Annotated in this window: 7 protein-coding genes; 2 read left to right on the top strand and 5 right to left on the bottom strand. The window is 70.1% G+C overall.

The window, feature by feature from the left end:
* Positions 1-10: 10 nt before the first annotated feature.
* From ACN27E_RS15395 to ACN27E_RS15375, 5 genes are all read right to left on the bottom strand, one after another.
* Positions 11-364 carry a nuclear transport factor 2 family protein gene (locus tag ACN27E_RS15395; RefSeq protein ID WP_422749895.1) on the bottom strand — a complete coding sequence of 118 codons (354 nt, stop codon included), beginning with the start codon at positions 362-364 and terminating at the stop codon, positions 11-13.
* A gap of 26 nt (positions 365-390) precedes the next feature.
* The gene (locus ACN27E_RS15390; protein WP_422742728.1) at positions 391-1677 is read right to left on the bottom strand and encodes a pyridoxal phosphate-dependent aminotransferase; all 1287 of its coding nucleotides are present in this window, start codon (positions 1675-1677) and stop codon (positions 391-393) included.
* A gap of 48 nt (positions 1678-1725) precedes the next feature.
* A complete protein-coding gene (locus ACN27E_RS15385; protein ID WP_422742726.1) occupies positions 1726-5001 on the bottom strand; it encodes a heterodisulfide reductase-related iron-sulfur binding cluster in 3276 nt (1091 codons plus the stop codon).
* Between the two features lie 136 nt (positions 5002-5137).
* Entirely contained in the window at positions 5138-7630 is a 2493-nt protein-coding gene (iniR, locus tag ACN27E_RS15380; RefSeq protein WP_422742724.1) for an isoniazid response ATPase/transcriptional regulator IniR, read from the bottom strand.
* Positions 7631-7638: 8 nt separating this feature from the next.
* Positions 7639-9480: an Hsp70 family protein gene (locus tag ACN27E_RS15375; protein ID WP_422742722.1), complete on the bottom strand. Its 1842-nt coding sequence runs from the start codon at positions 9478-9480 to the stop codon at positions 7639-7641.
* Between the two features lie 219 nt (positions 9481-9699).
* On the opposite strand from ACN27E_RS15375, the gene ACN27E_RS15370 reads away from it, so the two are divergent.
* Both ACN27E_RS15370 and ACN27E_RS15365 read left to right on the top strand, forming a co-directional pair.
* Positions 9700-10233, top strand: coding sequence for an Rv0340 family IniB-related protein (locus ACN27E_RS15370; RefSeq protein WP_422742720.1), 534 nt, complete (start codon positions 9700-9702; stop codon positions 10231-10233).
* Positions 10234-10484: 251 nt separating this feature from the next.
* On the top strand, positions 10485-11513 hold the full coding sequence (locus tag ACN27E_RS15365; protein WP_422742718.1) for an IniB N-terminal domain-containing protein: 1029 nt from the start codon (positions 10485-10487) through the stop codon (positions 11511-11513).
* Positions 11514-11566 lie beyond the last annotated feature (53 nt).

Genomic DNA, 11566 nt, shown 5'->3' with positions numbered 1-11566 from the left:
TGCTGAGCGCTCAGTAGTCGGTGAACGCGGGGAGGCTGCGCCAGCTCGGCCAGGTGGTTTCCCAGAGCCGGTGGATCCGCTCGTCGACGAAGGTGGCGATCAGCACCACCTCGATGCGCGTGGCAGGTTCACCCGGCCGTGACGTCGTGATCCACACCCGGCCGGCCGCGCGGCCGTCGGCCTCGACCCACGCCTGCTCGTCGTATTCGACCGCATAGGAGATCGCCGTGGCGTACACCGTCCGGTGGCTGTCGGCGAATTCGGCGTAATCCTGCGACATGCCGTCGGAGTACATGACGAATTCGGGATGGTAGTAGCGCTCGATGAGGTCGGCGTTCTTGGCGACCACCATCCGGTCGAACATGTCGCGCAGCAGCGCAACCCCTGCCGTCACTGGCGATAGCTGGTCAGGAAGTTACCCAGCCGCTCGATCGCATTCGACAGGTCGCGGGCCCACGGCAGCGTCACGATCCGCAGGTGGTCCGGCGTCGGCCAATTAAAGCCGGTGCCCTGCACCACCAGGATCTTCTCCTGCAGCAGCAGATCGAGCACCAGCTGCTCGTCGTCGTGGATCTCGTAGACCTCCGGATCCAGCCGCGGGAAGGCGTACAGGGCGCCCTGGGGCTTCACACAGGACACCCCCGGGATCTCGTTGAGCGCCTCCCAGGCGACATCGCGCTGTTCGAGCAGCCGTCCGCCCGGCAACACCAGATCGTCGATGCTCTGATGTCCGCCCAGGGCGACCTGAATGGCATGTTGCGCAGGCACATTCGGGCACAGGCGCATATTGGCCAGCAGGCTGATGCCTTCGATGAAGCTGCTGGCATGCTCCTTCGGGCCGGTGATCACCAGCCACCCGGAACGGTATCCCGCCACGCGGTAGGCCTTGGACAGCCCGTTGAACGTCAGAGTCAGCACATCGGGGGCGACCGAGGCCATCGAGATGTGTTTGGCGTCGTCGTAGAGGATCTTGTCGTAGATCTCATCGGCGAGCAGCAGGAGCTGGTGCTTACGCGCCAGGTCGGCGATTCGCTCGAGCGTCTCTCGGCTGTAGACCGCACCCGTCGGGTTGTTCGGGTTGATCACGACGATCGCCTTGGTGCGATCGGTGATCTTGGATTCGATGTCGGCGACATCGGGATTCCAGCCCTGGGTCTCGTCGCACAGATAATGCACCGGGGTGCCGCCGGCCAGTGACGTGCACGCCGTCCACAACGGATAGTCGGGCGCGGGGATCAGCACCTGGTCCCCGTTGTCCAGCAGCGCCTGCAGTGTCATCTGGATCAGCTCGGAGGCGCCGTTGCCCAGGAACACGTCGTCGACGTCGAACCGGGGGAAACCGTCCACCAGTTCGTAGCGGGTGAACACCGCCCGCCGGGCGGGCATGATGCCCTTGGAGTCGGAGTAGCCCTGGGCGTAGGGCAGCGCCTGGATGATGTCGCGCATGATGACGTCGGGCGCCTCGAAGCCGAACGGGGCCGGGTTGCCGATGTTCAGCTTGAGGATGCGGTGTCCCTCGGCCTCCAGCCGTGAGGCGTGCTCGTGCACGGGTCCACGGATCTCGTAGAGGACATCCTGCAGCTTCGACGACTGGGTGAACACACGGGCCTTCTGGTGGACGCCAGAGGGATGCCATGTTCGCTCAGCGGGCGTCTGGGGCCTGGTCATGTCGTCCATGGTCGCACGGTTGTCGAACGTGTTTTTCCGGCTACGACCCCGCGGTTTCTACCGTTTACCCGGCCGGCGCGCGCCCTTGGCGATGCCCAGACCCTTCACCGGCGGCTCGTCGCCCACCACGCGTGAGGCGTCGTCACCCGAACCGTTCGACGACGGCGCCGTGGGTTCGGGCGCCGCGTCGGCTGCCGGCGTCTCGGGCTCGGACGGCGCATCCGGCTCCGTCTCGGCGGTGGTTTCCGGTTTCGGTGCGGGCGCCGACGCAGGCTTCTTCTTGGCGCCGGGACGGCGGGCGCCTGCGGCGATGCCCAGACCCTTGACCTCGGGCTCGGGCTTGTGCTCGTCGAGACCACGATCCGAATCGGCGGTGTCCGCCGGGCGGGTTTCGGCCTCGGTGCCGGCGTCGGCCTGGTCCGGATCGACGTTGGGCGGCTGGACGACCGTCGCTGCACCCTCGTTGGGCGCCGTGGTGATCGGCGCCTTCTTCGCCCCCGGGCGGCGGGCGCCCGCGGCGATGCCCAGGCCCTTGACCTCGGGTTCGGGTGTTGGCGCCGCGGCCGGGTCGGCCGCCGGGGCCTCGCTCTTGGCTTCGGCCGGCGCTGCGGTGGTCTTCTTGGCGCCCGGACGCTTGGCCCCGCCGGCGATGCCCAGACCCTTGACCGGCGCCGCCGCCGATTTGGCTTCGGCCGTGTCGTCGGTGGTGGCCGCCGGCTTCTCGGCTGCCGCGGCGGTCTTCTTCGCGCCGGGCCGCTTCGCGCCGCCGGCGATACCCAGACCCTTGGCCGGTGCGGCGGCGGTCGCCTTCGCCTCGGGCTTGTCGCCCGTGTCGTCGGTGGCGGCGGCGCTCTTCTTGGCGCCGGGCCGTTTCGCGCCGCCGGCCAGACCGAGGCCGGTGACCGGCTTGGTGTCGGTGGTCGAGCCCTGAGCCGCGCTCGCAGCGGGGGCGGCCTCCTCGGCGGCGGGCTCTGCCTCGGTCTCGGCCGGAGCCTCCTTCGTGGCGACCGACGCCTCGACGCGAGCCGCGCGCTCCTCGGCTTCCTTCGCAGCGGTGCCCTTCTCGGGCAGCGTCACCGAACTCTTGTCCAGCGATCCCAGCAGCAGCTGGGCCACGTCGAGGACCTCGACCTTCTCGATGTCCCGGGTGGCGGCCACATCGTCCACGCCGTCGGTCATCATCACGCGGCAGAAGGGGCAGCCGGTGGCGATCGCGGCGGCACCGGTGTCCACGGCTTCTTCGGAGCGTTCGACGTTGACGCGCTTGCCGATGTGCTCTTCCATCCACATCCGGGCACCGCCGGCGCCACAGCACAGACCGCGGTCGGCGTGGCGGGGCATCTCGGTCAGCGTGGCGCCGGAAGCGCCGATGAGCTCACGCGGGGCGGAGTACTCCTTGTTGTGCCGGCCCAGGTAGCAGGGGTCGTGGTAGGTGACCTCGCGACCCTCGGGGCCGCCACCGGATGCTCCATCGACGCCCTTGACCGGGATGAGCTTCTTGTCCCGGACCAGGCGGTTGAGCAGCTGGGTGTGGTGCAGAACGGTGTAATTGCCGCCGACCTGCGGGTATTCGCGGCCCAGGGTGTTGAAGCAGTGCGGGCAGGTGACGACGACCTTGCGGTCGACCCGCTCGACGCCTTCGAACAGATCGTTGAGGGTCTCCACGTTCTGCGCCGCGAGCTGCTGGAACAGGAACTCGTTGCCCGAGCGGCGAGCCGAGTCGCCGTTACACGTCTCACCTTCGCCGAGCACCAGGAACTTCACCCCGGCGGTGGCGAGGAGTTCAGCCACGGCCTTGGTGGTCTTCTTCGCCCGGTCCTCGAAGGCGCCGGCGCAGCCGACCCAGAACAGGTATTCGTAGCCCTCGAAGGATTCGACGTCCTTGCCGTACACCGGCACGTCGAAGTCGACTTCGTCGATCCAGTTGGTGCGGTCCTTGGCGTTCTGGCCCCAGGGGTTGCCCTTGTTCTCCAGGTTCTTGAACAGCACGCCGAGCTCACCGGGGAACTCGGACTCCATCATCACCTGGTAGCGGCGCATGTCGACGATGTGGTCGATGTGTTCGATGTCCACCGGGCACTGCTCGACGCAGGCGCCGCAGGTGGTGCAGCTCCACAGCACATCGGGGTCGATGACGCCGCCCTGCTCCAGGGTGCCGACCAGCGGGCGGGTCGCCTGGTCCGGGCCCGAGCCCAGGATCCGCTCGAAGCCGGACTCGGGAACGTGCTCGTGCGAGTGCTTCTCGGATTCCTTCTCGCCGCGCAGCTCCTCGCCCAGACCGCCCTCCGGGGTGTTCTCGAGCGGGCTCTCCTTGTCGCCGAGGATGTAGGGCGCCTTGGCGAACATGTGGTCGCGCAGATTCATGATCACGAGCTTGGGGGACAGCGGCTTGCCGGTGTTCCAGGCCGGGCACTGCGACTGACAACGCCCGCACTCGGTGCAGGTGGTCATGTCGAGGTAACCCTTCCAGGTGAAGTCCTCGATCTTGCCGCGACCGAGCACCGCGTCCTCGGCGGGATCCTCGAAGTCGACCAGTTCGCCCTTGGACTCCACGGGCAGCAGTGGGCCCAGGCCGTCCGGCATCCGCTTGAAGGTGACGTTGACCGGGGCCAGGCCGATGTGCAGGTGCTTGGAGTGCAGCACGATCAGCAGGAACACCAGCATGATCGCGATGTGCGCGAGCAGCGCGAGCGTCTCGATCCACTCGTTGGCGGGCTCGCCGAGCGGGTGCAGGATCCAGCCCATGAACTGGGAGAAGAAGGCGCCGTTACCGTACGGCAGGGCGCCGGTGTTGGCGCCGGCGCCGCGGACCAGGGCGTAGGTCCAGATGACGTTGAAGATCATGAAGAGGATCAGCCACGCACCGCCGGTGTGGGAGCCGTAGAAGCGGGAGTCGCGGCCGTGCTTCTTGGGCTCGCGCATGATGCGGATGATCGCGAAGGTGATGATGCCGAGCAGTACGGCGACGGCGAAGAAGTCCTGCAGGAAGCCGAGGACGTCCCAGCGGCCGACCAGCGGGATGTGGAAGTCGTGGTCGACGAGCTGGCCGAACGCCTCGAGGTACACGGTGGCCAGGACGAAGAAGCCCCACATGGTGAAGAAGTGGGCGATGCCGGGCACCGACCAGCGCAGCAGCCGAGTCTGACCGAAGACCTCTTCGAACTGGGTGGTGATGCGCTTGCCCAGGTTGTCCTTGCGGCTGTTGCCCTCGCTCATCGGCTGGCCGGACCGGATCAGTTTCGTCAGCCACAGCACGCGCTTTGCCGCGAACACGCCGACGACGGCAAGCATCAGCACCCCGACCACGATCCTGATCAGCATCTGCGTATCCACGCGATCCTCCGATTCTCCGGTTACCCGCCGGTAACTTCACCAATGTTACCGGTGGGTAACTTAGGCTCGGTGCCTGCTCATAGTTGCATCACCCGGAGGCGGGCCGCTACAAAGGCTGCCCTAACTAGTCGGTCGGTTAGCCGGCGGAGGACAGCATGGACCGCAGCATCGACAGCATTTCCGACCGTGATTCGGCCCCGATTCGGCGGCGGATCCGGGCCACGTGATGTTCGACGGTCTTCGCCGAGATGAACAGTTGGGCGCCGATGTCGCGGTACGGCATGCCCAGCAGAAGCAGTTCGGCCACTTCGCGTTCGCGGTCGGACAGGACCGCTCCGGCCGGGCGCGCGGATGCGGCCGAGGGGACGGTGTCCGGGCGCGCGGCGGCGACGGGTTCCGGCGTGGCGACCGTCTGCTTGAGGTCGCGCGCCAGTTGCAGCATCGCCTGGGACACCCGCGGATCGGAGGTCTGCAGCGCGGCCTGACCGGCCAGCCGGGTGGCATCCCAGGTGTGGCCGAACTGGGCGAGGCCGCGCGCCGCGGCGCTCACCTCGTCGACGTCGACCTGGTCGGCGAGGACCCGCAACCACGTCCGGCCCGCGGTGGCCAGCGCCTTCGCGAACGGATTGGGCGCGGACGCATCCCGGCCGGCTGCGGTGAGCGCCTGCCCGTGCGGGGCGACCGCGTCCGGGGCATTGGCGAGGATGCCGGCATGGACGCCGGCCCAGTGCAGCGGCAGTGACCACAGTGGCGGGTTGCCCAAACCGGAGAGCAGCGCGAAGGCGCGGTCGACGGCGTGGCGCAGGCGATCGAGCTGGCGCATCCGCGCCGCGGCCACCCACAGTTCGCCCAGAGGCAGCAGGGAGAACAGATCGACCGAGTACTCGGCGAGCACCTCGGTCGCGGCGTGCCAGTGCGTCTGCATCGCCCCGGTGTCACCGCTGCGGCGGGCGATCGCGGTCTGCAGCGCCGCCGCCCACAGCGCGTCGCGGCGATGCAGATCCGCACCGGCCGGGATCATCGCGCCCGCGGCCTGCAGCCGGCCCTCCTGCAGGTGCGTCCAACCGAGCAGCAGCCGATGCCGGTGAGTGACGAAGATCGCATCCGCGGCCGCCCCGTCGGCACGCAGCGCGCGTTCGAGCACGCTGCGGGCGCGCACCGCGTCGCCGCCGTGCAGCGCGGCGAGGGCCACCAGGGCGGCCGCGGTGTCCGGGGCGACCCCGGGTTGGCGGGTCTCGGTGATCGACTGACCCATCCGGGCCACCGCGACGGGATACGGCCGGTCCAGCGACAGCACGAGCCCGTCGGCCAGGGCGCGCGCCGCACGCGCGGTCGAGGTGGGCGGTCCCGCCGTCTGGGTCTCGGCGGCGAGTCTCGCCGCCGGCGCATCGCCCGCGGCGACCGCGACGATGGTCGCCGACGATCCGACGAACGCATCCGCCGTCGGCCCGAGCCAGGCGAACAGGTCGTGGGCCTGCTCGGCACTGCCGTCGTGCATCGCAATACTGGCCGCGATCCGCACCGCGGCCGCCCGCTCGGTCGCGTCGTCGGAGGTGAGCAATTCGTCGCTGAGCCGGCCCGCGGTGGCGCAATCCCCGGTCAGGGCGAGCGCATCGGCGAGCCGTGCGCGTAGTGCGGTGGCCCCGGCATCGGCCGCGGCGCGGTACAGGCGGGTTGCCCGGGCCGGTTGTTCGTCCTCATGCGCGGCGAAGTCGGCGAGCGCGGTGGCCAGGCGGTCGTCGCGCAGGCCGTGCTCAGCCATCCGTACAGCGAGGTCGGCCGACAACGTCGAGAGTTCGAGCTGGGAGGACAGCAGCGACACCTCGAGGTCGTGGTGGCGGGCCGCGCCGCAGATCTGGGCGATGCCGTCATGCAGCGCGCGCAGGAACGCCGGTGGATGCGACGGTTCGAGCAATCCGCTGGCCCGGGCCCGGTCGACGCCGGCCAGCGCGGCGTCCGCCGACACCTGCAGCGCAGCGGCGACGTCATCGGCGGCGATGTCGAAGCTCAGCGAACACAGCAGGAGAGTGTCGAGCAGTGCTTCGTCCAGCCGCCGCAGACGGTCGATCAGCGCGAACCGCGCGGCCTGCCGGACGGCGGTCGGGCCGTCTGCCACCACGGCCAGCGCGGGCCGAACCAGGAAGGGCAGACCGGCAGTGGCAGCCATCACCACCCGGATCGAGTCGGGCGGCGGCGGACCACCCAGCAGGATGGCAGCCGCGCGGGCGACCTCGGTCGGCGGCGACGGCCCCAACGCGACGGGCGGGTTCTCCCGCTCCAGCGCGGTGCTCAGGGCGCGCAGCGGCCGATGGTGTACCAGCGGTTCGGTGGCGATCACGACCGTCGCCGCGGGATCGGTCGCCAGGTCGGTCAACTGGGCGAGCTCGTCGGCAGCCAGCAGATGCGCATCGTCGACCACCACCACCGCCGCATCGGTGCGGGTGATCGGCGGACGGGTCAGCACCTGTCTGCCGGCGTCCCGCCAGGACGCCCGTACGGCGGCCAGCACCGCCGATTTCCCCACCCCGATACCGCCGCTGATCAGCAGTTTGACCGGCGCGGTCGGGTCGGCGTTCACCGCGTCGACAGCCTCGCGCGCTGCCGGCGGGAGGTCTGCCGGGCTCGTCATCGGCCCGGTCAGCCGACCTCGGGAACGATGACCGTGGTGACCGGCGGCACCGGGACGTCCGGTGTGTCCGGCGGGTCGAAGGTCGTCGGCACCACCGTCGTGGTCGGCGGCGGCACCGTCGTCGTCGGCCGGGCCGTGGTGGTCGGCGGGGTGGTGGTGGTCCGCGTGGTCGTGGTGGTGGCGGTCGTGGTGGTCGTCGTGGTCGTGGTGGTCGTCGTCGGTGATGTCGTCGTCGTGGTGGCCGTCGTGGTGTCTGTCGTGGTCGACGAGGACGGCGGAGGCGGGGGCGGCGGCTGACTGACCGTGGTGGTGGCCTGCCCGTCGGGTCCGATGGTGACCGTGGTGACCGGCGGCGGCAGCGGCTGCTCCGGCGACGGTTCCATCGACACCGTGGTGGCCGTCTCGGTGACCGGACCCGAGTCGCCGACGTTGCCGGTGAGGGTCACCGCCAGCCCTCCGATCGCGAGCAGGGCCGCGGCAGCCGCCGCACCGAAGATCAGCGGCGGCCGTTTGTACCAGGGCAGCGGCCCCGGCTCGGCCGACTCGTCCTGGTCCTCGGGGGTGAAGGCGACCGGTGGCCGCGCCGCCGTGGACCCGGGATCTGCCACGTAGTCCGCGCCCGTATAGGGCACCGGTTCGCCGGCCGGCGCATCGTCCTGGGACCACGCCAGCGCACGGAACGTCGCAGACGAGGCGCCGTCGGCGGCGGCTTCCCCGGCGGCCAGGCCGGCGGCTCCGGCCGCCCAGGCCGTCGGCGCCAGGCCGGTCGGAGCGTCCGCATCCGCGACTGCGGGAGACATCCCGGTGGGCGCGTCGGCATCGACGCCCCGGTCGGCCACCAGTGCCGCCCCGGCGGCGACATTGAGCTGGGACTGCGGTGTGGTGATCACCGGTGCCCGCAGCTGCTCCGACAGCCGCTGAGTGATCACCGGAATCGCCGCACCGCCGCCGACGGTGGCCACCGCCGAGATGTTCGAAGCGGCAATTCCGTTGCGCTGCAACGTGTCCTCGATTGCCGCCAGCAGTCCTGCCACCGGTTCGGAGATCAGCTGTTCGAGTTCGGGCCGGGTGATGCGGATGTCGGAGCGGAAGCCGGGCAGGTCGGCGGTCACCGCCGTGGCCGTTTCCTCGGACAACCGCTCCTTGGCCTGTCGGCACTCGTCGCGCAGCCTGGTCAGTGCGCCCACCGCCGCCGTCCCCGCCGGGTCGGCGTTGCCGGCATCGGCGATACCGGCGAGGACGTGGTTGAGCAGCGCCTGGTCGACCGCGTCGCCGGAGAATTCCCCGTAGCGGACGGTCTGGCCGATGGCGTCGAGGTTGGCGCCCGCGTCGGCCAGCGTGATGCTGGTACCGCTTCCGCCCAGATCCACCAGGACGATCACCCCCTGGCCGGGCAGGCCGGGGGCGGCCTGCAGCGCGGCCAGGGCGGCCGTCGAATCGGGGATGAGGACGGCGGGGACACCGTTCGGGGCCAGCTCGGGCCGGCTGCGCAGCGCTCCGCGCAGGGCGCCGACGGTGCCGGGGCCCCAGTGCGCGGGCACCGCGATCGCCACCGGGGCGCCGCCGCCGACGGTGCGCGCCATCGCGTCGAGCGCTTCGGCCAGGATGAGCTCCGCGCGATGGGCCGATCCGTCGGCGGCGACCAGCGGCACCGGATCGCCGACGCGGTCGACGAAACCGCTGAGGACCGCTCCGCCGGTGCCGATGGCCGGGTTCTCGGTCGGCAGGCCCACCTCGGCCGGCCGGTCGGGGAACAGATGGATGATGGCGCGCCGGATCACCGGCGGCCGGCCCACACGGGCCGCCACCAGGTTGGTCATCCCGATGGACAGTCCCAGCGGTTCGGTCATGGTGTCTCCTGTTCGAGCCGGCCCTCACCTTAGCGCCGCGTCGCACCGAGTCCGCGAATTTCCCCCTAGTGTCGTCGATCCCCTAATGCGGCGTCCCCTAACGGTGACGGTGGCGGTGGGGTCTGCGCACCGATCCGGTACGCCGCCGGCGTCGATAGCATCGGAAACGCAAATCGTCTGGGCTCGATCCGGCCTCGGTCCGGCTAGTGAAGGTATGTGATGGCTAACTCGCTGCTCGACTTCGTGATATCGCTGGTGCGGGACCCCGATGCCGCCGCCCGCTACGCGGCCGATCCCGCACAAGCGATCGCCGATGCCCACCTGACCGATGTGAGCAGCGTCGACGTCAACAACCTCATCCCGGTGGTAACCGAGTCGCTGTCCATGGCGAACCCGTCGGCCGGGCTCGATGGCGTGGGCGCCGAACCTGCGAGCAACGTCTGGGCCAGCGGGGCGGCGACTGCGGCGTTCGACGCGTTCGGTGCATTCGATGACCACGCCGTTGTTCCCGCCGGGAATCCGGTCGTGTTCGAGGGCGCGCCGGTCATCAGCGATCCGGTCGAGCGCCCGACGGTGTCCGCCGACGCGTCCCCGGCCACTGCGTGGGTCGACGAGCTGCCATCACCGCATGTCGACGCCCCTGTCCTGGAGGATCCGAGCGTGACGGACGGGCAGTTCGCCGGCGGCTGGGAGCACCCGGTGCCCGACGAGCACCCGGTCGACCACCCGGACTCCTTCGATCTCTTCGACTGACCCGACCGCGACCCCCAGCCCGCGCACGATCTTCGGATCGGCGCGGGCTTTTAGGTGCGTTGACCTGCGGCGAAAGCAGCGCCCCTGGCCAGCCCCCGCGATGCCCCTAATCCCCTAAGGTCATCGGCGCCAAACCCCTAGGGGTGAGCCGTGAGGGTTGGGCGGCGACCCCGTTGGCGGCCTCTGCCGAACTCCATAACGTGGTCTCCAGATCGCCGGGAGGCCCGGTGAAGCAAGCGAAAGGACGTTCCATGAACATCATCGACTTCATCCTCGACCTGTTCCGCAACCCGGGCGTCGCGGCATCGTTCCTGATGGATCCCGACGGCGCGCTGCGCGACGCCGGTCTGCCGAACGTGACGGCGGCTCAACTGGCTTCGGTGGCCGCGACGGCCGCGCCGGCGGGTTACGCCCTCGGCGGCGGCGATCCGATCTACGGGTTGCAGCGCGCGGTGGCCGACCACCACCAGCTGGCGTCGAACTTCGCCTCGCCGTTCTCGCCGCAGACCTCGTGGGCCCCGACCTTCGCCCCCGAGACCGACACCGATCTGCTCAGCGGCAACAACGTCCCGGTCGCCAGCCCGGTCCAGGATGCCGGCGCCAACGCCCAGAACGGCGCGTTCAACCTGGGCTTCGGCGACATCACCCTGGGCGACAAGACCACCCAGACCGCCACCAACGGTGGTGTGGTGGTCGGCGGCGACGCCGACGGCGACATCGTCAGCGGCGACGGCGCGGTCCTCGGCGACGGCAACACCATGAACAATGGCGACATCCTGGCCGGTTCGGGATCCAACGTCGTGGTCGGCAAGGACAACGAGGTCGAGGACAACTCGAAGACCGCCGGTGGCGATCTCATCACCGACAACGACGCGCCCGTCCTCAACGACGTCGACACCAGCGGCGGCCACGGCGGCGGCGCCGACGGCGGCGGCAGCCTGATCGGCATCGGTGGCGGCAACGCGGTCGGTGGCTCCGGCGGCAGCGGTGGCGGCATCATCATCACCGACAACGACGTCAACACCGGCACCCAGATCGACGGGAACTACGGCTCGGACAATCGCGAGGACAACTCGGTGAACACCGCGGTGGAGGTCGACAGCTCGACCTCGACCGAGAACGCCGTCGAGGACCACTCCTCGAACTACGAGTCGAACATCGGGTCGGGCAACGACACCGCACTCGGGTCCGGCAACGACACGAACATGTTCTCCCACAACGACACCGGGGTGAGCACCGACGTCGCATCGGACAACAGCGCAGCGCTGCTGCCGTTCTGACCCGGATCAGATGACGCCACCGGCGGGGACCACAACGGTTCCCGCCGGTGCGC

Source organism: Mycobacterium sp. WMMD1722 (genome assembly GCF_049315205.1).
Classification (GTDB): domain Bacteria; phylum Actinomycetota; class Actinomycetes; order Mycobacteriales; family Mycobacteriaceae; genus Mycobacterium.
Note: the sequence above shows the minus strand (reverse complement) of the source record. Positions and strands in the feature narration are given on the sequence as shown.